17 protein-coding genes and 2 tRNA genes are annotated in these 22,759 nt (G+C 58.7%); 10 read left to right on the top strand and 9 right to left on the bottom strand.

The annotated features are described in order from the left end of the window. Window positions 1–78 precede the first annotated feature (78 nt). The 4 genes from BJP07_RS06755 (at window position 79) to BJP07_RS06770 (ending at window position 3,334) form a co-directional block, all read left to right on the top strand. The gene (locus BJP07_RS06755; RefSeq protein WP_071566731.1) at window positions 79–738 is read left to right on the top strand and encodes a GntR family transcriptional regulator; all 660 of its coding nucleotides are present in this window, start codon (window positions 79–81) and stop codon (window positions 736–738) included. A gap of 33 nt (window positions 739–771) precedes the next feature. After that, entirely contained in the window at window positions 772–2,226 is a 1,455-nt protein-coding gene (locus BJP07_RS06760; RefSeq protein WP_071566732.1) for a DUF5129 domain-containing protein, read from the top strand. Between the two features lie 387 nt (window positions 2,227–2,613). After that, a complete protein-coding gene (locus BJP07_RS06765) occupies window positions 2,614–3,159 on the top strand; it encodes a hypothetical protein (RefSeq protein ID WP_143109693.1) in 546 nt (181 codons plus the stop codon). Then, window positions 3,152–3,334 carry a hypothetical protein gene (locus tag BJP07_RS06770; protein WP_071566734.1) on the top strand — a complete coding sequence of 61 codons (183 nt, stop codon included), beginning with the start codon at window positions 3,152–3,154 and terminating at the stop codon, window positions 3,332–3,334. Before BJP07_RS06765 ends, BJP07_RS06770 begins: the two co-directional genes overlap by 8 nt. Before the next feature lie 445 nt (window positions 3,335–3,779). Here the strand turns inward: BJP07_RS06770 and BJP07_RS06775 are convergent, their stop codons facing one another. Beyond that, window positions 3,780–4,301: a peptidylprolyl isomerase gene (locus BJP07_RS06775; protein ID WP_071566735.1), complete on the bottom strand. Its 522-nt coding sequence runs from the start codon at window positions 4,299–4,301 to the stop codon at window positions 3,780–3,782. Between the two features lie 124 nt (window positions 4,302–4,425). On the opposite strand from BJP07_RS06775, the gene BJP07_RS06780 reads away from it, so the two are divergent. Then, entirely contained in the window at window positions 4,426–4,995 is a 570-nt protein-coding gene (locus BJP07_RS06780) for a hypothetical protein (protein ID WP_071566736.1), read from the top strand. A gap of 3 nt (window positions 4,996–4,998) precedes the next feature. Here the strand turns inward: BJP07_RS06780 and BJP07_RS06785 are convergent, their stop codons facing one another. Next, on the bottom strand, window positions 4,999–5,565 hold the full coding sequence (locus BJP07_RS06785) for a TetR/AcrR family transcriptional regulator (RefSeq protein WP_071566737.1): 567 nt from the start codon (window positions 5,563–5,565) through the stop codon (window positions 4,999–5,001). Between the two features lie 88 nt (window positions 5,566–5,653). On the opposite strand from BJP07_RS06785, the gene BJP07_RS06790 reads away from it, so the two are divergent. From BJP07_RS06790 to BJP07_RS06800, 3 genes are all read left to right on the top strand, one after another. Further along, the gene (locus BJP07_RS06790) at window positions 5,654–6,265 is read left to right on the top strand and encodes a hypothetical protein (protein ID WP_071566738.1); all 612 of its coding nucleotides are present in this window, start codon (window positions 5,654–5,656) and stop codon (window positions 6,263–6,265) included. Continuing rightward, window positions 6,262–8,355, top strand: coding sequence for a YhgE/Pip domain-containing protein (locus BJP07_RS06795; protein ID WP_071566739.1), 2,094 nt, complete (start codon window positions 6,262–6,264; stop codon window positions 8,353–8,355). Before BJP07_RS06790 ends, BJP07_RS06795 begins: the two co-directional genes overlap by 4 nt. Window positions 8,356–8,755: 400 nt before the next feature. Beyond that, complete coding sequence (locus tag BJP07_RS06800; protein ID WP_071566740.1) at window positions 8,756–9,178, top strand: hypothetical protein; 423 nt, start codon at window positions 8,756–8,758, stop codon at window positions 9,176–9,178. A gap of 101 nt (window positions 9,179–9,279) precedes the next feature. Here the strand turns inward: BJP07_RS06800 and BJP07_RS06805 are convergent, their stop codons facing one another. The 7 genes from BJP07_RS06805 to gyrA form a co-directional block, all read right to left on the bottom strand. Further along, window positions 9,280–13,848: a hypothetical protein gene (locus BJP07_RS06805; RefSeq protein WP_143109694.1), complete on the bottom strand. Its 4,569-nt coding sequence runs from the start codon at window positions 13,846–13,848 to the stop codon at window positions 9,280–9,282. Window positions 13,849–13,934: 86 nt separating this feature from the next. Next, a complete protein-coding gene (locus BJP07_RS11050; protein WP_143109695.1) occupies window positions 13,935–14,129 on the bottom strand; it encodes a hypothetical protein in 195 nt (64 codons plus the stop codon). 95 nt (window positions 14,130–14,224) lie between these two features. Continuing rightward, window positions 14,225–18,622, bottom strand: a complete 4,398-nt coding sequence (locus BJP07_RS06810; RefSeq protein WP_071566742.1) for a hypothetical protein — start codon at window positions 18,620–18,622, stop codon at window positions 14,225–14,227. A 364-nt stretch (window positions 18,623–18,986) separates the two neighbouring features. Next, window positions 18,987–19,059: transfer RNA gene (locus BJP07_RS06815), tRNA-Ala, on the bottom strand. A gap of 11 nt (window positions 19,060–19,070) precedes the next feature. Continuing rightward, window positions 19,071–19,144 (bottom strand) — tRNA-Ile (locus BJP07_RS06820). 97 nt (window positions 19,145–19,241) lie between these two features. Then, window positions 19,242–19,586 carry a DUF3566 domain-containing protein gene (locus BJP07_RS06825; RefSeq protein WP_071566743.1) on the bottom strand — a complete coding sequence of 115 codons (345 nt, stop codon included), beginning with the start codon at window positions 19,584–19,586 and terminating at the stop codon, window positions 19,242–19,244. Window positions 19,587–19,589: 3 nt separating this feature from the next. Further along, entirely contained in the window at window positions 19,590–22,154 is a 2,565-nt protein-coding gene (gyrA, locus tag BJP07_RS06830) for a DNA gyrase subunit A (RefSeq protein ID WP_071566744.1), read from the bottom strand. Between the two features lie 96 nt (window positions 22,155–22,250). Between gyrA and BJP07_RS06835 the strand changes: the two genes are divergently transcribed. Beyond that, window positions 22,251–22,466: a CopG family transcriptional regulator gene (locus BJP07_RS06835; RefSeq protein ID WP_070363370.1), complete on the top strand. Its 216-nt coding sequence runs from the start codon at window positions 22,251–22,253 to the stop codon at window positions 22,464–22,466. Beyond that, window positions 22,459–22,728: a TetR family transcriptional regulator gene (locus tag BJP07_RS06840; RefSeq protein WP_071566745.1), complete on the top strand. Its 270-nt coding sequence runs from the start codon at window positions 22,459–22,461 to the stop codon at window positions 22,726–22,728. The genes BJP07_RS06835 and BJP07_RS06840 overlap by 8 nt, the downstream gene beginning before the upstream one ends. Window positions 22,729–22,759 lie beyond the last annotated feature (31 nt).

The raw sequence follows: 22,759 nt of genomic DNA on the forward strand, positions 1-22,759 counted from the left end.
TACATATTTCAGATAGCATTCAAGTGGCTAAAATTTATTCTTGATTCTAGCCACTTGCTGCTTAAAATAAGGAAGTCGATGGGTAAATCTGAATTTTTACTAGACAATCAGACGCAGGCCGGCGCTGCGTATGAGAAGCTAAAGGCACTCATTATGAGCGGCCAGTTACCAGCAGGTGAACGTCTGAAACAGGTTGAACTCTCGAAAGAACTCGGGATTTCTGTTACCCCAGTTAGGGAAGCACTTCGTCGCCTTGCGCAAGAGGGACTCATCGACAGTACTCCACATAAAGGTGCTCAGGTTGCCCTGTTATCACTCGATGCACTCAATGAGATCTACGAAATGCGTCGACTCATCGAACCATTATCAGTCAAACGCGCATTCGCGAAAATCACTAAGAATACCGCGAACGAAGCTCGTGAAATCTGCGAGCAGATGAGCCAGCTTGGTCCTGCGCAAACAGCAGAGTTTATCGACCTCAACGCGCGGTTCCATGCCCTGCTTCTCGAAGACGACGGTTCTTGGACTTTCCGCGTTGCCAGTCTATTGCAATCAGCTGCAGCTCCCTACGTAGCAATGTCAATTTTTGAGCATCCCGACCAGATGCCCGAATCGAATAACGAGCATTACCAACTCGTCTCGGCTTTCGAAACCGGGGATGTACAACGTGCAGTCGACATCACCAAGCAACATTTATCGACAACGCGAGTGCTCGCTGAACGTTATCTTCAGCGTTAACACGCACTTTGTAACTTCTATAAAATCAGGCGCATGAGCAAATGGGCACAAATCCTCGGCGTTGGCGCGGCGGCACTGCTGATCGGCGGTGGCATCGGCGCAGGCACCTACGCCACCATCGACGAGCCCGACCCCGCACATTACGCCATCGCCACCACCGCCGAGCCCGCCGATCTCATCCTCACCAACCCCGACGGGCTGTTGACCCCCGCCGATGAGGCCCAGCTTGAAAGCAACCTACAGCGCATCACCTATCCGGAGGTCGTGCGCACCATCCACATCCTCGCGTTCAACAACGCCGAGAACACACGCGAGAACATCAACGACACCATCGAGGAATACTTCCGCGCCCACTACCCCGACGACATCCTGGACAAACACGGCTTCCGCGACGGCACCCTCGTCCTCGCCGTGGACATGGCGCACCGTCACCACGCAATCTACGCCGCCGACGACGTCGACGCGGTCCTCGGGCTGGACAGCGAATCCCGCACCCCCTCAGTAATCGACGCCATGGTCCCCGGGCTGCAAAGCAACAACGTCCCCGCCGCCCTCTTCGCCGGCGCGAGCCTAGCCATGGACACCAACCGGCTGCAGCAAGAGCGATACCAATCCGCCGTCGACGACCGGATCGGGTCCGGTATCGGCGCAGGCGCAGTGTCCGGGTCGTTGGCCGGCGTCATTGGCGCCGCTGGCGTTGCACGGCGCAACCGGCGCCGCCGCTTGGTGGAGCAGGCACGGGAGGACTACGCGTTAGTGACCAAAGAATACGCCGACCTCGCCGGACGCCTCGACGGCATCAACGTCCGCGCCAATTCGCTGACCAGCGCATTTGCGGATGCGGAGCTGCGTCGTCAATGGGGCGAAGTCCGCGACCGCTTCCTCAAACTCCACGACACCGTCTCCGGCGCAGGCGGCATCGGCAGCATCAACATCAACGACAACACCCAGGCATACCGCGCCCGCAAACAACTCGCCGACGCCGCCGAAACCCTCACCCACACCAGCCACGCCGAGGACAACATTAACCGCCTCTTCAACATCGAACAAGGCGACGCCACCACCCGCCGCACCGACCTCGCCCGCCTCAGCGACGACATCACCCAGGCACGCCTCAGCATTGACGACGCCCGCCTCCGCCAAGAACTCACTTCCCTAGAAGAACGCGTGCGGGACCTGGACCGGGAACCCACCAGCCCCACCTTCCTCGACGACTACCTCCGCCTCCTCGCCGACTACCGACTCACCCTCGACGCCATCAAAACCAGAGAGTTCAGCGACGTCAAAGAACGCCACGAACTCAGCGCCCCAACCATCTACGACAAGGACTACTGGTACCCCACCTACGTCCCATTCGTTGCCATGCAGTCCTGGCACAACACCAACGTCGCCGCCGCGGAATCAGCCGCTGCCTCTTCCTCTTCGGGCAGCGTGAACACCACGTTCAGCTCGGGGTTCTCCGCCGCAGGTGGGTCCGGCAGCTTCTAGGGGTTGGTGCTGGGGAAATGCAAGTTGTAAGTGGTGGTTTCGGGGCTCAGCCGTGAAAAAGTTCCCCACTTCAACGGCGGACTGCACCAAATTCCCTCACAGACCCCTCAGCGACCTGGCCTTTTGCGAACCGCTCTGCTGAAAAAACGGGGATTTGGTGCACACCCCCTCGCAAAAACACAGCCACGCCAATTTATGCAATACTCTGTATTGCAGACCTCCACCGCACATGCGGAATATGGGGGTCTAGCTGTTTTTCAGGACTGTTGGCCCTCTCCGCCCCAATCTCACCTCTAAACAGGTCCGGAACAGATCTTGAAATCGTGTGAATGTAAGGCACGTAGAAACCACGTGAGCAGGAGGAATCCGAGTGATAGCCTTATTCTCGTGCGAAAAATGAACATTAATTTCAGGGCTGAATGGAATAACACGCAAGTCATTGCCGCTCTGCTCGTTGCTTTCGTGTCGTTCCTTGCCATGGTGCACTGGGGGTTGGTGGTATTTTGGGAAAAGCCCTGGCAGGAATCTCTTGCCGCAATATTTGCATATCGAGGGGCAATACCCGCTGCTGCCGCCGCAGTACTCACGCTAGGTATCGCCACCAAGTCTCTGTCGCAGAAATCAAATGCCGATGACCGCTCTGCGTACTATGAACGTGTTCAGTGGGCGATCGATATGACACTTGCAGAAAATCCCGCACAGCAGAATGCAGGTTGGCATTTTCTGACGCCCATGCTGGAGTCAGGGTTGAAATCCTCGGAGGATATCGGTTTTACTCGCGCTATTCTTGAATATGACAAGAACTTTAACCCGAAGAATTCAATTTCTTCGCAGGATACCGCTTCGAAGAGCAAGGTTTCAGACCTAGAACTTTTGTTACTATTATCCGTACTAGGTCATGACAAGGATGGGAAGGAGCCTGCTGATGACTAATCAGGCAATGGCAGAGCGGAAGTATCCACTGACCGAGTCCCATAAGCGAATGATCGAGCAATTGCCAATCACGCAAGCGAAAGCTAGTCGCGATTTGCAAGAGTACGCCAAGAAACTCGAAGCGCGTCAAAACCGGCCCTTGTGGCAGCGAATTCTGGGTATTTATCCGATGTAGATTCGTTGTTGCCCAAGAAACATGACCCATAAGCCAAAAGGGCTATGCGACCAGGAAACACAGCCAGCGGCGGGCTGACCAACCCTCACCGACAGTTTAAGTTGATGTCGCGCTCCGACACCGACTTAGGAGTCAGAAGACTGTCTTGATCGTCAAATCGACGCGCTGGGCTTTTGTGAATCGTGCTGCTCGAAAGCGGGAATTTGGTGTCTGGACGTTTTGCCTACGCACCAAATTCCTTGATTCCCCCTGGGCCGCTCGGAGTTTTCCCAGGTCACGATTCGAGGGAGAGGGAATTTGGTGCAACAGGCCCCGGCAAAACGCCTGGTCAGCAATAGGCAGGACGTTATGAGGTGCGTCTTTTGTCACTCACAGCACTCAGCACCCAAAACAAGCCAAAGGCCCCGCCGAAAAAGGCGGGGCCCAAGGGGCAAGCAGTCAGTGACTACTCCACGGTGACGGAGTTGATCACAACGTCCTCGACAGGGCGGTCCATACGGCCGGTCGCGACCTTCGAAAGCTCGTCGACGACCTTGCGGGATTCCTCATCGGTGACCTCGCCGAAGATGGTGTGGCGGTTGTTCAGCCACGGGGTCTCGGCGACGGTGATGAAGAACTGGGAGCCGTTCGTGCCTGGGCCGGCGTTGGCCATGGCCAGCAGGTATGGGCGGTCGAACTGCAGCTCTGGGTGGAACTCATCGGCGAACTGGAAGCCTGGGCCGCCGGTGCCGGTGCCGGTTGGGTCGCCGCCCTGGATCATGAAGTCGGGGATGATGCGGTGGAAGATGGCGCCGTCGTAGAAGGGGCCTTCGGTGGTGCCGGAGGCGTTCTTGGTGGAGTAGTCGAGGGTGCCCTTCGCCAGGCCGGTGATGGTGTCGACGGTGTGTGGGGCGTGGTTACCAAACAGGTCGACTTTGATGTCGCCGTGGTTGGTGTGGAACGTCATTGTCTGCGTCTTTTGAGTCATGGTGTACAGCGTACACGACCCTCCACGCCCCTCGTCTGGTGCTTATCCGAGACACCCGGAGTAGAGGCACATGTCGGTGCCTCCCGCTAGGGTGGTTGAGAGAGAACACAACGAAGGAGCACACATGAACCTCACCACTGCACGACTCGCACTGCGCGGCATCAGCGGCGCCTGGAACTACTTCCGCGAACTCAACAGCAAGCAGCAGCGCGACGTCTACGAAGCCCTCACCGAAGCCATCAAGGACGACAACATCGACGGCCTCCACGACCTCGCCGACGTCCCACAGCTTGAGGGGATCTACGACGCCGCACGCCAGCAGGCAGGCAAAGTCACCCGAGCCAGCCACGCGCGTATCGACGCCCGCCGCGCCCTCCACGCCGCGACCGCCCCTGACCGCAAGGCTCGTCAGATCGCGCTGAAGAAGGAAGCGCGCAAGCGCAGCACCGGCTCGAAGGTCCTGCTCGCCTCCCTGGGTGCGGGCGCGCTCGCGGCCGGCGGCTGGGCACTGTGGGAGTTCTACCTGCGCGAAAAGCTCGAGGAGCGCAACCACGAGCCGAAGCACGCGCTGCGCGAGGACTCGGCTGAGGGTACTGCAGGCACCGCCACGCTGGTGTACTCCACCGACTCCGCCGACGACCAGTTCGGCACCCTCGACGCACTCGACGGCGACCAGCGCCGCGCTACGAAGTAGCCGCTAGTTGGCGTCCACCCGCCACGCCAGCAGCAGGTGATTGACCAGGCGGGTCTTCACGTCTGGGAAGAGGTCGCGCAGGTTCGCGCTCATCGGGCGGGTCACCACGATGAGCTCGGCCGCGATCTCGGAGGGGGTCAGCGCTGGGTCCACAAGGCCGTGGGGTGCGGCGAGGTCCAGCAGCTCTTGGACGTGCGCGAAGAACTCATCGCGGCGCTGCCCCACCGTGGGCTCTAGCGCGTGCGGCGGCTCGTCCGCCAGGGCCGCCACCAGCATGCCGATCCCGGAGTCCACGCACGCCCAGATAAAGGCGCGCCACTGCTCCTCCGGCGCGGCCTCAAACTTGGCCAGCGTGTCCTCCAGCTTCGCGTCGAGCACGTCAATGAACTCAAGGGCGCACGCCTGGCGGAGGTCGGCGCGCGTCGGAAAATGCCTGTACAGCGTGGCAATGCCCACGCCTGCGTGCTCCGCGATCTCCCCGAGCGTGACCTCCGAGTTTGGGCGGGTTCGGAAGTTCTCCACTGCTGCCCGGATCAGCTGTTCGCGCTTCTGCCTCGCATCGGCCCGCATGGTGCTTCCTTTCCGCTTGACATTAACTGATAGTCAATCCTACGCTTAGTACCATTCTGCAACGAAAATCAACCAAAGTAGGTGTTCAATGGACTGCATCCTACGAGCCGTCGACGTCGTCGTGCGCCCAGGGAACAACCCGGTCAACCTCGAGGTTGGCGAAGGGTTCACGCTGGTCACCTCGCCGCGCGAGTCCGGCGCGTCCACGCTGAGCATGGCGCTCGCCGGACGCTACGAACCGCACAGCGGCACCATCGAACTTTTCGACGAGCCCACCACCGCCCGCCAGCGCTTCTCCGAGATCGCCCTGGCCGGCATCCCGCTTATCGACTCCGTCGAGCGCTCCGTTCCCACAAAGGAAATCATCCGGGAGCAAATCTCCTGGGAGCTGCCGTTCTACCGACGCATCCCGCGTGACCTGCTCGGCCACGAACTCGTCGAACCCTGGCTGGAACCACTGCAATTCGACCTGGACGAGGACAAGCTGAAGCTCGGCATCGGCGACCTCGGCATCGTCGACCGGATGCGGCTGCGTGTGCTGCTCGCGCTCATCGCGCGGCCTGACGCGCCGCTCATCATCGTCGACGACCCCGACCAGCTGCGCAACTTCGAACTGCGCAAAGAATTCATCGACAACCTGCGTGACGTCGCAGAACTCAAACCAGTGCTGGTCAACAGCGTGAACAAGGAGGAGCTATGATCGCAGGGCTGCACATCGGCAGCAACTTCCGGAAGTTCGGTCACGGCAAACTGCCGCCGCTCGCCATCATCGCCATCACGCTCATCCCGCTGCTCTTCGGCGGGCTGTTCGTCTGGTCTTACTACGACCCGCTGGGCAACCTGCACAAGATGCCCGTCGCCCTAGTCAACTCGGACGAAGGTGAGCACGGCCTCACCGTCGTCGAAGAGCTCATGGAGGAGCAACCCATGGACTTCCGCCTCGTCAGCGCGGAGGAAGCCCAACGCGGGGTCGCCGACGGCACCTACTACCTCGGCGTAGAGATCCCCAGCGACTTCTCCGAAGCCGCCGAATCCGTCAAGTCCGACAACCCTCACCAGGCGAAACTCAACATCTCCCTCAACGAGACCAACGGGTTCATCCCCACCATGCTCGGCAACCAGGTGACCATGATCATGAGTTCCGTCATCTCGGAGAGCGTGAGTAAAGAGGTGGTCAACCAGCTCTTCGTCGGCTTCAACACCATCCACGACGGCATGGTGCAGGCCGCCGACGGCGCCGGCCAACTCGACGACGGCGCCAACAAAGCCAAAGACGGCAGCGGCAAGCTCAAGGACGGCGCCGGCAAGCTCGACGGTGGCGTCGGGGAGCTCGACAGCGGCGTCAAGAAGCTCGCAGACGGCGCGCAGCAGCTCGACTCCGGCATCGGCGAACTCCAGCAGGGCGCCAACACCCTCAACGAGAAGCTCGGCGAGGCATCCCAAGGCGCCAACAAGCTTGCCGACGGCCTCTCCGCCCTCCAAGACGGCACCAACCAGCTGGGCGCCGGCGCCGCCGCCATCGCCGGCGGCGTAGGCAAGCTGACCTCCATCACGGACCAGCTTAACGTGGCCCAGAACACCTTCAACAGCATCAACGCCACCCTGGACCAGGCCATCCGCCAACTCGACGCCACCCCCGTCCCCGGCGCCTCCGACCTGGCCAACCAGGCCCGCGGCCTGAAAGCTCAGCTCAACGGAGACCAGTTCGTCGCCATGAACCCGCAGATGATCAACGACCTGACCAAACTGCGCAACGGCGCCCACGAACTGTCCACACAGCTCAACGACCCCACCGCCAAATACCGCGCCGGCATGGACCAAGCCGCCGCCGGCGCGCAGACACTAGCCCAGGGGCTGCGTATGCTGCACGACGGCTCCGGCACGCTGGTTGTGGGCGTCGGCAAGCTGAAAGACGGCTCCTCCCGCCTCGTCGTGGGAGCCAACGCCGCAGCCGACGGCACCTCCAAACTCGCCGGCGGCTCCAACCAGCTCGTCGTCGGCCTCAACGAGCTGAACGACGGCCTCGTCACCCTCAGCGACGGCACCGGCGAACTCAGCCTCAAACTCAACGAAGGTGCCGACAAAGCCCCGACCTGGGAAGGCGAACGCCTCGAGAAAGCCACCGACGCCGCCGGCAACCCCGTCGTCCACAACAACACCGGCGACGAACTCACCTTCTTCGGTAAGGGCCTCTCCCCCTTCTTCCTCTCGCTCTCCCTGTGGATCGGCGGCCTGGTGCTCTACATGATCCTCGCGCCGTTCTCACGCCGCGTCATCGACTCCGGCACCAACCCCTTCCGCATGCTCGGCCACACCCTGCTGCCCTCCTTTATCGTCGGCTTCGTGCAAGCTGTGCTGCTGTGGCTCGTACAGGTCGTCGCGATCGGCGTCGAACCGAAGCACCCATTGGGGCTGTTTGGCGTGCTGTGGTTCGGCTCCTGGGTGTTCATGTCGATCATCCTGGCCATCAACATGGTCTTCGGCCCCGCCACAGGCAGACTCGTCACCATGGCGCTCATGTCCCTACAGCTCGTGGCATCCAACGGCCTCTACCCGCCCGAAGTGCAGCCAGGGTTCATCCAGTGGGTCCACGACTGGGACCCAATGCGCTTCACCGTGGACATGATCCGCGTCGCCTTCTTCGGCACCCATGCCGAAGACCCGCGCCTTCTGCGCGCGATCATTGTGCTGTCCCTCCTGGCCGTCGCCTCCTGGCTGATCGGCGCGTGGGGCATGTGGAAGCGCCGCATCCTCAACGACAAGGACATCCACCCAGAGCTCGCCCTGTAGGGGCTCTTGCTTCTTGGCGGGGCGCTGTTGGCGCACCAAATTCCTGTTTTTCTAGGTGCGGTTTTGTGTTCTCCCAGGTCGCAGATTGCCCGCGATGGAATTTGGTGTCGAGTTTCCTGGTGGGGACACCAAATTCCTGCTTTCGGGAAGGTGACTCGGCATTTCCCCAGGTCGCCGGCCCTTCGTGAAGGAATGTGGTGTCACCAGGATTGCGCGAGTGATAAAAGGCGCAACCAACTTTTCACGACCTGGGTTTTTGCCTCAATTTGTCGGAAGCCTGTTTGAAGTTCACGAGTGTGGTGCGCTCCCCTACTGCGAGTGTGTTCTTCGACTGGTAGACTCGCCCCATTGTTGATACGTCAACACGTTTGGTGATTCACTACTAACGAAGGAGAACACTATGTCTACATCTGCGAAGCTTGCATCCGTTGCCCTGCGCGTACCGACGGGGCTTTTCATTTTGAACTCTGCCCTGGGAAAGTTCGGCCTCAACCGCGAGGCCGCTGAGGGTCTCCAGGGGATGGCGGCTAGCGGCATCCCTGCACTGAGCAAGCTGGATCCGGAGCAGTTCGGAAAGGGTCTCGCTGTCTCTGAGGCCGCGGTTGCTGGCGCGCTGCTTGCCCCCTTTGTGAGCAACCGCCTTGCCGGTGTGGCCCTTGGCTCCTTTGGAGCAGGCTTGTTGACGATGTATTTCAACAACGACGCCATGACTGAAGACGACGGCATCCGCCCTTCCCACGATGGTCTTTCCTTGGCGAAGGATTCCTGGCTCGTTTCGATGGGCGCGGCGTTGATGGCGCTGCCGAAGAAGCGTAAGAAGTAGCCGTTTAGGTTTTCTTGCAAGAAAAACCCGGCCCGCGCACCGTGTTGGTGTGCGGGCCGGGTTTTGTTATGCCCTGGCCTCAGCCTGAGGCGGAGTCAACGTTAGTTGTTCCCCGCTGGCTTGGTTTTCTCGGAAGGCTTTGCTTCCTCGGCTATCTGGTTGCCCTTCTTGGAAGAACCATCAATCAGGGTCTGGTTGCCGGTTGCCTTGCCCAGCTGGTAGGAGGAGGTTGCCTCGTCCACACCACAGCTACGCAGGACAAGGTCCGCGATGAGCAGACCGGCGGTGATGGCACCAAGGGCGCCACCAGCAAGACCAAGCATCTGTGGGTTCGCGACCTGGAACGCACCCTGCAGACCAGCGGCGGTCTCTGCGCGGTCGCGGTCGTAGATACCCAGGCCACGCTGGATGTCATCATTTGCACGCTTGATCGCGGCGTTGACCTGTGCGTTGAGGTGCTCCAAACCTGGTACGCGCACCTGGGACAGGATCGCCAGCGGAACCATCAGCAGCAGTGGCGATGCCATGCCGACCAGGCCAGCGATGCACTTCGGGTCCTTGAAGTTAGCATTCGAGGAACCGGACTGATCAACGGTGATCTTGACATCAGTCCTGGTATTGAGCGGGGTCGACTGCAGTGCGTTGCCCTCGACGAGGATGTCGAGCCAGTATTCACCATCTACCTTCGGAGGAAGGATCCACTTACCGTTCTCAAACCGCGGCTTCTCAAAGTTACCGTTCTTATCTTCAGTGCGCTCCTTGTTCTTGATATTGAACTGAAGCTTGCTGAAATCGAACTTAGACTTCGACTCAGGGTTCACCTCGATGATGTACTCGCCCTTTTCGTTGCGAGTGACCTTAAACAGGCCCTTTGGATCTGCGATGTTGGCGCCTGCAGAAGTAGACCAACCCTGTGGCAGGACAGAGACATTGTACTTGGTCACCAGATCGCCACTCGGGTTACGCTCCTCGACAACGATGGTCTGGTGCGCGGCCGCCGGTTTCGGCGTGACTACGAACTTGCCGTCCTTTGCGCTGCTGGAGACAAGGTCAGCACCCTTGGAAACAACGAAGGTGTTCTTCGGGTCAGCAGGTGCGAACTCTACGTCCTGACCAACCAGCGCACCGGTGTTGATTTCCTTGTACTTGCGCTCCTTACCCGGCTTGATGTTCAAGGTGTAGCGAGCCACAACGTTGCCATTGGGGTCAATTTCTTGAACAACGCCAGACTTACCGGCAGTGCCAGCCTTCGGCTTCGCCACCCACTCCGTAAGCTTCTGGCCCTCGCTGTTTACAGAGCCGCTATCAACTGTCTTGGTTTCGAAGTTCTCAGCACCGCTCGCCCACACGATGGTGTTCGGGTTGATCTCAAGTGCTCGGAACTCAGAGGTCTCCGGCAGGTCAAGGGTACGTGCGCCCTTACCGTCGCCAGCGCCGACGGTAAACACATAGTTCGCGTAGACACCACGGTCGTCAGCAACCTGGAATGTGAAGGTCTTGCCTACCGCGCTTTCCTTCGGCTTGACTGCGAAAGCGCTGCCCTGCTCAGACACCTCGAAGAATTCGCTCATCTTCGTTGTGATATCCGTGAGGTTGCTCTTGCCTTCAGCAGTTGCACCGGTCGAATCGGCCGAAGCTATTGAGCCATCGAGGAGTTTGAAGATCTTATCGCCTTCGTAACGAGCAAGCTTGGCCACACCGTCAGTGGTGATGGTGCGCTCAATAGTTTTGTTCGTATCGCGGCCAGGCTTCAGGTTGAACGTGTAGCGCTCGAAAATGTAGCCGTCCTTCGTACGGTTCTCGACGACGACCTCTCCGTCCGCGTTACGCAGCGGCTTCAGTTCCATCGTGGAACCGTCCTCTGGCTTGGACTGCAGCAGCTCTCCACCTTTGACCAGCTTCAGGTTGGTTCCCTGGATAGCCATGTCGTTATCGGTGGTGATGTCGTGCTTGAGTTCCTTGACCTCACCCGGCTTGACCTTTACGACCCACTCAGTGACGACAAGTTCAACGTACGGCTTGTTGCCGTTGTTCGGATCATGCTTGATCTTGTCGCCGACCATGTCAGGGTACGCGAGCTCCGCGTTACCGTGGTCCTTCGGCTGGTTCTGGTCGTCGATGCTGTACCAGCGAATGGTTTCTTGCACGCGAACAATGCCTTCAGCACCAGGTTTGAAGCGGAAGCGCATGTCGGTGATGTCGCCGTTCGCGTTCTTCTTCTCTTCACCCGCAGAGATGATCAAATCCTCGCCCTTGACGACGCGAAGGTTGTTGTTCTTCTCATCACCGGTACGGATCGTCATCAGTGAACGATCAATTACATCGCGAGAGCGGGTCTCCTTATCCAAGGAGTCTGCATTGCGTGCTGGGTTGATCTGGATGTTCCATACACCACGCAGCTCGCCCTTCTCGTCGTGTACCTGCACGACGACCTTGCTGACATCGCTTGCGTTCGCAGCAGCCTCAGTTGGCTTGATGACCCACTTGCCGTTCTCCTCGGTCAGCGTCGCATAGTCCGTGCCGTTGCCCACAATTTTGGCGGTGAGCTTATCCTGCTTGTCGATCTCAACCTTGCCGTCGTGGTTAATGATGACGTCGCGGATGTCTGGTCCAGCATTCGGGTCCTTCTTCACAATGAAGGTGAACTCGTACTTGCGACCATTCTCATCGACGAACGTGACGTGTGCTTCACCCTCGGAGCCCTCGTTCGGGACAATCTTCCAATTGTCGCCGTCCTTCACGATTTCCTTGATCACCTTATTTTGATCGGAAGTGATCTCGTACTTGGTGCCGCCACGGCGCTCAACGTAGCCGACCGAGGTGTCAGCGATCTCGCGTGTGACCTTGTAGGTGGAGTTGAAGTTCTCGATCGTGATGATGTTTTCCTTCTCAACACCATCCTTCGAGGTCACCTTCACATGCACTTCGCCCTGAACGTTCTTGTCCTTCGGCGTGACAACGATGTTACCGGCACCGTCGTCCTCAACCTTGGCGATGTCACCGCCCTTGAGAACCTCGAACTTGTCGCCCTTCTCGATCTTGATGAGCTTGGTGCGATCAGAGCCACCCTGATTGATGTTGTAGAAGTAGTTGTTGACAATCTTGTTGAGGTGCTCAATCTCGCCCGTACGGTCGTTGATCTGCAGCTCGTAGATGTACTCGTTGCCGTTTTCATCGGTAACAACAATCTCAACAACACCGGACCCCTTGAAGCCATCCTTTGGCTTAATGATCAGGTTGTTGTTCTTATCGCGGTCCACAATGACCAGGTCGCCACCACGAGTGATGCGCCAGGAGTAGCCCTGCTTCTTCAAATCGCCCATGTCAAGGATCTTCTTCTCATCCTTGTGACGAATGTCGATCGTGTTGTGGATCTCGTGAACTTCCTTGACGATCTGGGTCTCGTATTCCCGGATAATCTCCTTCACGTTCACGTTCGTGGAGGTCGTCGTGGTCGTCGACTGCGCGGTGGTCGTCTCAGTAACGTCAGACGGTACGACCTCAACTGTCGTTGGGACGGTCGTGTACTCAGTCAACGTCGTAGGAGTGGTGTGCTCCTTGACCGTGGTGACCACTGGCGACTCAGTAACGGTCGTGGTGGTCTTTACTTCCTTACCAGGAATTGTGGACGTAGTGACATACGGTTCTGGCGTCGTAGTCCTCGTGGTGGTGAACGGATCACCATTCTTGCGAACCGTTGTCACGTACGTCGATGGCTCCGGTGTCACCGTCTTCGTAATCGTGCTCGGCGGCAGCGTGGTCGTCGTCTCGCTGGTGATCGGTGGGACCTTCTCCCAACGGGTCACCGTCGTCCCCGGTACCTGCGTCACCGTGGTAACAGTGCTCTTTGGCAGGGTCACGGTGGTGTTCGTGTACTTCGGCGTCGATGGCTTTGGCGGCTTCGGCTTCTCCAGGCCAGGCTGGGACGGAATAATCAGTCGCTGCGTGGTGTATTGACGCGTATAGCTCAACGACAAGTTATAGTTGTTCGGCACTAGAACGACGAGGAACTGCTCGTCACTGACCTTCTTCCGAATCTCTGCGATTGCAGCTTCATCGGTGGTGATGTAGTAGGTCGACGCTGAATGCTGCCGCGTGCCCGGAATCCGCTCGACCTTAAACCCTGTCAGCTGGGTGAACATTTTGGCCTGGTCAGGCTTGTGGTAAATACCCTCACGAACCAGCTTCAACGAATCAGGGTTATTCGAAAGAAGCGCCTGCATCCACGTCATCTTCTGCTTGACGCCGGCGAAATTGCCTTCACGCTGATCCTTCAGGACTGCTTGCATCAGGTTGATGGCGCCTTTTTCGACGTCCTTGTTAATACCTTCGCCAACACCGAAGTGGCCGGATTTACCGGTCAGCTTTCGGTAGGAGTACCCAGACGGATTGTCCCAGGGGTTTCCAATTCCCCAGTCAATGCACCAACCCGGACCATACTGCGTTGCCAGCAAGTCAGTATCTTTATCAATATCCCTTGGGTACTTCTTAGCCCAAAGTGCTTGCTCCTGCTTCACTTGCTGGAGCGTCGCAGGATCAAGTTGTTCGTATTGGCTAGTCACCGCGAGATCTGCGCTCGCGTTTGGTGCAGCAACATGGACGGTACCGACGGCCATAACGCCTGTAACCAGGCCCGCCATGATTCGCTTCTTAAGATGTGCGTTTTGCAACGGCTCAATCCTTAAAAATCGTAGGAGATATTCGAAGCAGCCTGAAGACCATCTGAACACGGATCCACAAACTGACAGACATTTATTCAATCACAAAAATCTCCCTGAAAGTAGTCCACAACGCCCCCACCACCACAAAACCACACAAACACCCATGAAAACCCCACCAAACACACAATAAAATCCCCCTGACCAGCACCTTCATAAAAGCTGGCAAAGTATGCAACAAAAACGTGATCTATCACACGCAAAACAACACCGCCACCAAACAGGGGGGCCACGGTCACCTGGTTTACCTCGTGAAATCCCGACCGCGACAAGCTACGAATGCAAAAAGACCCCTCCCCGTGCGGGAAGAGGTCTTTGCTAGAAGCGGTTACTGCTTAGGTGCCTCCGGGGCTGGCGTCTCGGTGGTCGGGACCTGGGTAGCGGTCCTCACCGCATCCCCCTTCTTGGAAGACCCGTAGATCAACGTGTCGTTACCCGTAGCCTTACCAATCTGGTAGGACGAGGTCTTATCTCCCTGGCCACAGGAACGAAGCACTGCATCCACGATCAGCAGACCAGCAGTGATCGTTCCAAGCGCACCGGCCGCCAGGCCAACCAATTCAGGGTTCACCACACTGAACGCATTCTGGACGCCTGCGGCGCGCTCTGCACGGTCACGGTCGTAGATGCCCAGACCACGCTGGATGCGATCGTTTGCCTCACGCACAGCGGCGTTTAGCTTGCCCTGGATGCCCTCCAGGCCCGGCACACGGACCTGAGAGAGGATACCTAGCGGAATCAGCAGCAACAGCGGCGAAGCGATGCCCACCAGCGATGCAATGCACTTACCGTCAGAAGACCCAGCAGCGTTCTGCTTGATCGAGATATTCACAGAGTAATCAGACGCAACACCGTCAGTGATGACCTTGAATTGAAGGTGCGTAGTACCAGGCGTGATGCCACCCTTGCCCGGTTTAATCGTGATTGAGCCGTCCTTGTCATTCGGCACAGTCATGTCCGGGTCGACAGGCTTGCAGTTATTCGGGCCCTCGCAGACCTTGATGCTGCCTCGGTCGATAGAACCACCCTTCGGAGGAACGATACGCCAGGACCCATCTGGGTTCGGGCTGACGTCGGAGTTACCAGGCTTGACAATGACGTTGCCCTCAGAGGTGGCCGGAACATCGACGTCGATGATGCGGACCGGGTTACCGTTGCTGTCGACTTCCTCAATCTGTACGCGGCCGGACTTGCCAGGACGTGGCTTCAATGTGAAGCTGCCAGGCGTGGTCGGGATCTCCTCGATGATGTCCTCGCCTCGCAGAACGCGGAAGGTGTTCTTGCCCTCACCTGGTGTGATCTTGTCCGTCAGCTTCGGCTGGTAGATACGACGCTCTTCGACGAACTTCAGCGCACCACTATCCTCAGTGATAGTGATGTTGTGCTGCTTGACAACCTTTCCGTTGTTGTCCTTTTCAACAACTACGACCTTGCCACCCTTCGACCCTTCCTTCATGCGGAGAGTGAAGTTGTTCTCGGAGTCCTTGACAATCTCAACGTGCTCCTGGCCCTCAACAACCTCGTACTTGTGGTTGTTGACGATCGTGACGTCGAAGGTGCCTTTCTCCGTGATCGTGTAGGAACGTTCGATCTTACCGGAGGAGCTGGAGCCGCCCTTGCCCTTCGTGATGTTCAGGATGAACCTCTGGTAGACGTTGCCATCCTTGTCAGTGACCTCAACGACAACCTTGCCCTCAGCGCCGTCCTTCGGTGTGAGAGTCCACTCGTCGCCCTTGTTGGACAGGTCGGCGAGGTTGCCACCCTCAACGATATTCATGGTGTCGCCTGGGTTGACGTTCGAGGTGAACTTGTCATCGGACGTGATCTCGAAGGAGGTCACGTTTGGTTCGTTCGGCGTCACGTTGTAGATGAAGCGCTTGATCGGCAGGCCACGCGAGTTCTGAATCTCGATGGCAACCTTGCCGGAAACGGCCTTCTTCAACGTCAGCGTCTGGTCGCCCTGTGGGTTGACCTTTCCATCCAGAAGATCCGCGCCAGCGATGACGACGAACTCCTGGTTCTTATTGACGCCAGGAAGGGTCAGTGACGAGCCTGCTGGAAGGTCGCGCTGAGTCTCATCAACCTTGGCCTGGGTGACCTTGATGACGTGCTCGATAAGCTCGTGGCCGCCTGCGGACTTCTCCACGACGCGGAACTCACCGACGAAGTCGGAGTTCGGCATGAGGTAGAACTTGTTCGGGTCGTTCTCGTCCTTGACCCAGCTGAAGTTATCCGTGCCATCAGGGAACGTGAACTCGTTACTGCCAAGACCCTTCGTGAGGACCAAGGTGCGGCGGTTCGAAATCTCGGTCTCGACGGTCTTCTTCTCAGGCTTCGCTTCCTGTGGGGTGACCACGATGGTGTAGACGGCAACCAGCTGGCCGTTGGAGTCCTTGACGTGTGCAACGATCAGGCCTTCGCCATTCGGCTCGAGGGTCCATTTGCCGTCGCCTTGCAGCTGCGCGTCGTCGATAAGCTCCTTGCCGCGAACGATCTGGAGTGTGTCGCCCTTTTCGCCCTCAAGCTCAACCTTGTCGCCAACGGTAATGATCTCCGTCTTGGAATCAACGAGGACGTTGCGTCCGTCGCGGATCTCCAGGGTGAAGATGAAGGTCTCGCCCTTGTCGTTCTTCACGCGGACGACAACCGTGCCGTTCTTTTCAGCCGCCTCAGCCTTCGGGGTGAGGAGCCACTGGTCACCCTTCTTCTCCAGCGTCTGGACGAATTCCTTGCCCTTGAGGATCTCAGGCTCCCCGACGATGTTGTCAACCTCGATCTTGTACGAGGAGACGTTACCGATCACACGGGACTGGTTGTATTTGTTCGGCTTGGTGTCAACGTTGAATTGGTAGTTCTCTTCGTTACCGGTCGGCTTACCGTCCTTGTCCACCTCGAAGACCTTGATCTTCACTGTTCCGGTGATGACGCCATCCTTGACGTTAACGCGCAGTGTGTCGCCATCCTCGGTGGTTGTCACCAAATCTTTGCCCTCGGTGACCTCGTACTTCCAGCCCTTCGGAATGTTGATGGACTGGTCAAGGCCCGTGACGGACACGTTGAAGAAGTGATTGTTCACGCGAACAGTCTTCTCAGTGGTCTTCTGGGAGTCTTTGTTCACCACGTGAATCGTGTACTCGTAGCGGTTGCCGTCACCGTCGGAGATGACGATGCGAACATCGCCTTCACCCTGCTTCTTCGGGGTGATAACAAGGCGGTTGTTTTCCTTCTTGACGTCAACCAGACCGTTGGAGTCGTCGACAAACTCAATCTTCCAGTTGCCCGACTTGTTCGGCTCGATAACCTTGGACTCGCTCTTGTTCGAGAAGTCGTACACGTAGTTGTACTTGTAGAAGTGGCGCTCAACCGTGGTGGTCTTGCGGGTCTCGGAAACACGGGTGACAGTCGTGTCAACGACCTTCGTTTCGGTCGCCGGCGCAGCCGTGACGGTCTTCGTCTCAGTCTTCGGGGCCAGCGTCTTCGTCGCGGTGACGTAAGTTGGCTCAGTCACGGTAACCTTTGGACGCACCTTGTCAGTCTCGGTGATCGTCGGACGAAGCGTCTTGGTCTCGGTGACGGTAACAGCAGGCTGCTGCTTCTCAAAAATGTACGTTTCGCGTGGCGCCGTCTCGGTCACGGTCACGGTGCTCTTCGGAGCCTGTTCGAACTCGGTGACGGTAACAGCAGGTTGCTGCGCACGCTCGGTCACGGTGACCGGATCCGGCGTTTCGGTCTTCTCCTTAATGTGAAGTTCCCGATATTTGTTGGTCACGGTGACCGTCGGGCGTTCAGTAATGGTCTCGAATTCAGTACCAGCGCTCTCGTACACGGTGTGCGTCACGGTCGGAACGCCGGACTCAGTCACCGTAGAGGTAACGCCAGGGCCTTCAGTTACAGTCACCGTCGTCGTGACGGTGCCGCCCCCGTTGTTGCCACCCGGGCGTGGGTAAAAGCCATCCAAACCAGGCTGGGTCGGAGGAATCAGACGCTGGAAGGTTGCCTCACGGCCATCCTGGTAGATGTTGTAATCCTTCGGCAGCAAGACGGTAACGTACTCGCCGTCACGAACTGTGCTGGCAACACGGCTAAACGCAGCCTCATCCTTAATCAGCGCGTAGCTTGGCTGGTACTCGTTGTTACCACCGAAGACACCACTAATGCGGAAACCGGTCCACTGAGTGAATTCCTGGTTGGTCACGGTCACGCCGTTCTGCGCCTGTCCGTTCACAATGTGGGAACGCTGACCATCCAGGACGCTCTTGTTGTTGGAAAGCAACGCCTGCAGCGCAACGTTTTTCTTTTTCACATCGTCGAAGTTCCGGCTGTACCAGGAGGTCAGCATCGACTTCGTCAGCGAAATCGCAGCCTTCTCAATGTCCGGGTGAATGCCAAGGCTGCCGTTGAAGCCGTTGAATCCGTACAGGCCAGACATACCGTCCAACTTGCGCAGTTCATAACCCCGGGTATCCAGGTTTGGCTGTGGCTTCTCAAGATCAATGCACCAGCCTGGGCCCATCGGGGTGACCTGCATCCAGGTCGCCAGCATGGCCTTGTAGTCTTCCTGACGGGTGAGCATCTTGATTTGCTCAGTATTAAAGCGCAGTGCCTCTGCGTACTTGTCATTCGGCAGCGAAGAGTACGTACGCGTAATGCGCTCGTCTGCACTTGCGTCCGGGGCGACGACAACAGCGCCACCTGCAATCATTGCGCCCGTAACCAGGCCCGCCATGATTCGCTTCTTAAGATGTGCGTTTTGCAACGGCTCAATCCTTAAAAATCGTAGGAGATATTCGAAGCAGCCTGAAGACCATCTGAACACGGATCCACAAACTGACAGACATTTATTCAATCACAAAAATCTCCCTGAAAGTAGTCCACAACGCCCCCACCACCACAAAACCACACAAACACCCATGAAAACCCCACCAAACACACAATAAAATCCCCCTGACCAGCACCTTCATAAAAGCTGGCAAAGTATGCAACAAAAACGTGATCTATCACACGCAAAATAACACCGCCACCAAACAGGGGGTGTGACCTTTGCATACGAAAAAACCCTGGCCTCCGAACCGAAGACCAGGGTTTACCTGTGGAGCATAGGAGAATCGAACTCCTGACATCCTGCTTGCAAAGCAGGTGCTCTACCAACTGAGCTAATGCCCCTTTCGTTCCTGTGGGCCTAGCAAGAATCGAACTTGCGACCTCATCGTTATCAGCGATGCGCTCTAACCGACTGAGCTATAGGCCCTGGGAACGAGAAGTAAGATTACCTACCACTATAACCTTTGACAAATCGCCAGTACAGGCGGCATTTTTACGCTGTTATAGCGGTAGGTATCGCACGGCTATCGCGCCCTGTTGGACATCACTAGGGTGACACCGCCAACCAGGTCCGCAATTGCGTTGTAGAGCAACGCCGTCAGCGGGGCCATCACCGCGACGAACACCACGCCGATGAGCCCGAAAAGGCCGGCCGCGGACATGACCAGGGTGGCGTCGATAACTTGGTCGCCGCCGACGCCGCTGACCAGCGAGTTCACGGAGTCGATGACCCCTGTCTGCGCGAGGCCGTAGTAGACGATGGCCGCGCCCAGCATCCACGCGACGAAGCCGACGAGGGCGAGGATTGTCGCCACCTTAAACACGGAGGCGACACCCACGCGCCGCACCACTATCTTGCGGGCGGCCATGATTTACTCCCCATCCTTCGGCGAGGCGGAGATGGACGAGGAAGTCTGTTCCTTGGCTTCCTCAATCGTCTTCTCGCCCTTGGCAACCGCGGTAGCTTCCTCTTCGCCCTGCTCCTCGACGTTCTTGTCGATAGCCAGCAGCTCGACGTCATCCGCAAGGTCGACGAGACGGACGCCCATCGTGGCGCGAGAGGAAGGACGGATCTGGTTGACCTCAGTGCGGATCACGCCGCCTGCGGAGGTGATGGCGAAGATCTGGTCTTCCTCATCGACTGCGAGGGCGCCGATCAGCTTGCCGCGCTTCGGGGTGTACTTGAAGGTCATCACGCCCATGCCGCCGCGGCCCTGGGTGTTGTACTCCTCGATCGCGGTGCGCTTGCCGTAACCGCCAGCTGTGGCGACGAGCAGGTACTCGCCGTCCTGGGCCACGGTCATCGCGAGCAGCTTGTCGTCGCCGCGGAAGCGCATGCCCTTCACGCCGGCGGTCGCGCGGCCCATTGGGCGCAGCTGGTCGTCGTCAGCGGTGAAACGGATGGACTGACCCTGCTCAGAGACGAGCAACAGGTCGTCTTCCTCGCCGGCCAGTGCGGCGCCGATCAGGGCGTCGCCCTCGTTGAGGTTGATCGCGATGAGGCCCGCGGAACGTGCCGACTCGTAGTCGGTCAGGCGGGACTTCTTCACGCGACCATCGCGGGTGGCCAGGACCAGGTACGGGGCGTCCTCGTAGGACTGGATCTGGATAACCTGCGCAATGCGCTCCTCCGGCTGGAACTCCAGCAGGTTCGCCACGTGCTGACCGCGGGCAGTACGGCCCGCCTCCGGCAGCTCGTAGGCCTTGAGGCGGTACACGCGTCCGAAGTTGGTGAAGAAGAGGATCCAATCGTGGGTGGAGCAGATGAAGAAGTGCTTCACCACGTCGTCCTGCTTCAGTTCCGCGCCGCGGACACCCTTGCCGCCACGCTTCTGCGCCTTGTAGGCATCCACCTTCGTGCGCTTGGCATAACCGGTGGAGGTGATGGTGACCACGACGTTCTCGCGCGCGATGAGGTCTTCCTCGGTCACATCGCCGGTCGCGGCAACAATCTGAGTGCGGCGCTCGTCGCCATACTTTTCGACGATCTCACGCAACTCGTTGCCAACGATCTCCCGCTGGCGTTCCGGGCGGGCCAAGATGTCCTTGTAGTCGGCAATCTTGCGCTCGATCTCGGCCAGGTCGTCGATGATCTTCTGGCGCTCCAGCGCTGCCAGGCGGCGCAGCTGCATTGCCAGGATTTCGTTTGCCTGAATCTCGTCGACGTCGAGAAGCTTGATCAGGCCCTGGCGGGCGTCGTCAACCGTTGGCGAGCGACGGATCAGGGCGATGACCTCGTCCAACGCATCGAGGGCCTTGACCAAGCCGCGCAGGATGTGGGCGCGCTTCTCGGCCTCATCCAAGCGGAACTTGGTGCGGCGAACAATGACGTCGATCTGGTGCTTGACGTAGTAGCGCAGCATCTGGTCGAGGCGCAGCGTGCGCGGCACGCCGTCCACGATGGAGAGCATGTTCGCGGAGAAGTTCGTCTCCAGCTGCGAGTGCTTGTACAGGTTATTGAGTACCACTCGAGGAACCGCGTCACGCTTGAGCCTGACCACGATACGCATACCGATGCGGTCCGAGGACTCATCATCAATGTCGGCGATGCCCACCATCTTGCCCGCGGCGACCTGCTCCGCAATGTTGTGGATGAAGTTATCCCGGTTGACCTGGTACGGCAGCTCCGTAATCGTGATGACCTGGCGGTTGCCGATCTCCTCGATCTCGGTGACACCACGCATGCGGATGGAACCGCGGCCGGTGGTGTAGGCGTCCTTGATGCCCTGATCGCCGACGATGAGGCCGGCCGTCGGAAAGTCCGGGCCCTTCACTCGCTCCATCACCGCGTCGAGCGCCGCCTGCTCATCCGCGTCGTGATTGTCGAGCATCCAGTAGATGGCCTCCGCCAACTCGTTCAAGTTGTGCGGCGGAATGTTCGTGGCCATACCGACGGCGATACCGTTCGAGCCGTTCATCAGCAGGTTCGGCACACGCGACGGCAGCACGTCCGGCTCGCGGGTCTTGCCGTCGTAGTTCGGGGAGAACTCCACGGCGTCCTCGCGGATGTCGCGGACCATCTCCATCGCCAGCGGCGTCATCTTGCACTCGGTGTAACGCATGGCCGCGGGGCCGTCGTTACCCGGGGAACCGAAGTTACCCTGACCGTCTACCAGCGGGTAGCGCATCGACCACGGCTGGGCCATGCGCACCAGCGTGTCGTAAATGGCGCTATCGCCGTGCGGGTGGAAGTTACCCATCGTGTCAGCGACAGGCTTGGCACTCTTCACGTACGAGCGTTCGGGGCGGTACCCGTGGTCGTACATCGCGTAAATGATGCGGCGGTGCACCGGCTTCATGCCGTCGTGCACGTCCGGGAGGGCACGACCCACGATCACGCTCATCGCGTAATCGATGTAGCTCGTCTGCATCTCCTCGTTGATGTCAATGGGCTGGATGGCGTCGGAACCGCCGCCACCTAGAGTGTCATCACTCATAGGTCACCTTTCTTCAAACATTGGTTCCTACCGATTCTAGCGCCTTGTGCGCCGAAGCACTCCTGCGCCGTGGTATCACTCTGATACCATCACGGCATGGCCATGACGCTACGACTCAGCACAGACGAAGACACGGCCCTCATCATGCTCGCCTCCGCGTGGGGCTGCTCCAAACAAGAGGCCGCCCGCCGCGCCATCGTCACCGCCGCCTCCCGCCTTCTTGACGACGCCACCATTACCAACCTCGCCCGCACCACCCTGCAGGAATACGCCCACACCGAACGCCGCATCCGGCAGGCCCGCGATGCGTAACTTGAGCAACGAGCAGCTGTTGGCCATCGCCGACGAATGCGCGCATATATATAAGGTGCGAATACGTTCCTTCGCCGCACTGTGCGCCTGCGCCGCCGTCCCCGGCGCCCGCCTCCACGGCGTGTCCGTCTACGACACCTCACACGCCGCCGCCCGCGGACTCGCTGACACCATCCGCATGCTGCAGCCCCTCACCGGAGCCAACGATGCCTTCGCCGACGTCGCCGAAACCACCTATTTGCGGTGGGTCGAGGAAGCGTAACTCCGTACTTTCTCCTACACTGGCAACTATT

Origin of the sequence: Corynebacterium sp. NML130628 (genome assembly GCF_001875665.1) — a bacterium.
Lineage (GTDB): Bacteria > Actinomycetota > Actinomycetes > Mycobacteriales > Mycobacteriaceae > Corynebacterium.

Bases quoted from the DNA above. Each gene is read 5' to 3' on its own strand.
- BJP07_RS06825 (WP_071566743.1), bottom strand. From the start codon at position 19,586: ATGGCCGCCCGCAAGATAGTGGTGCGGCGCGTGGGTGTCGCCTCCGTG.
- BJP07_RS06760 (WP_071566732.1), top strand. From the start codon at position 772: ATGAGCAAATGGGCACAAATCCTCGGCGTTGGCGCGGCGGCACTGCTG.
- gyrA (WP_071566744.1), bottom strand. From the start codon at position 22,154: ATGAGTGATGACACTCTAGGTGGCGGCGGTTCCGACGCCATCCAGCCC.
- BJP07_RS06810 (WP_071566742.1), bottom strand. From the start codon at position 18,622: ATGGCGGGCCTGGTTACGGGCGCAATGATTGCAGGTGGCGCTGTTGTC.
- BJP07_RS06790 (WP_071566738.1), top strand. From the start codon at position 5,654: ATGGACTGCATCCTACGAGCCGTCGACGTCGTCGTGCGCCCAGGGAAC.
- BJP07_RS06780 (WP_071566736.1), top strand. From the start codon at position 4,426: ATGAACCTCACCACTGCACGACTCGCACTGCGCGGCATCAGCGGCGCC.
- BJP07_RS06755 (WP_071566731.1), top strand. From the start codon at position 79: ATGGGTAAATCTGAATTTTTACTAGACAATCAGACGCAGGCCGGCGCT.
- BJP07_RS06775 (WP_071566735.1), bottom strand. From the start codon at position 4,301: ATGACTCAAAAGACGCAGACAATGACGTTCCACACCAACCACGGCGAC.
- BJP07_RS06835 (WP_070363370.1), top strand. From the start codon at position 22,251: ATGGCCATGACGCTACGACTCAGCACAGACGAAGACACGGCCCTCATC.
- BJP07_RS06840 (WP_071566745.1), top strand. From the start codon at position 22,459: ATGCGTAACTTGAGCAACGAGCAGCTGTTGGCCATCGCCGACGAATGC.
- BJP07_RS06795 (WP_071566739.1), top strand. From the start codon at position 6,262: ATGATCGCAGGGCTGCACATCGGCAGCAACTTCCGGAAGTTCGGTCAC.
- BJP07_RS06800 (WP_071566740.1), top strand. From the start codon at position 8,756: ATGTCTACATCTGCGAAGCTTGCATCCGTTGCCCTGCGCGTACCGACG.
- BJP07_RS06770 (WP_071566734.1), top strand. From the start codon at position 3,152: ATGACTAATCAGGCAATGGCAGAGCGGAAGTATCCACTGACCGAGTCC.
- BJP07_RS06785 (WP_071566737.1), bottom strand. From the start codon at position 5,565: ATGCGGGCCGATGCGAGGCAGAAGCGCGAACAGCTGATCCGGGCAGCA.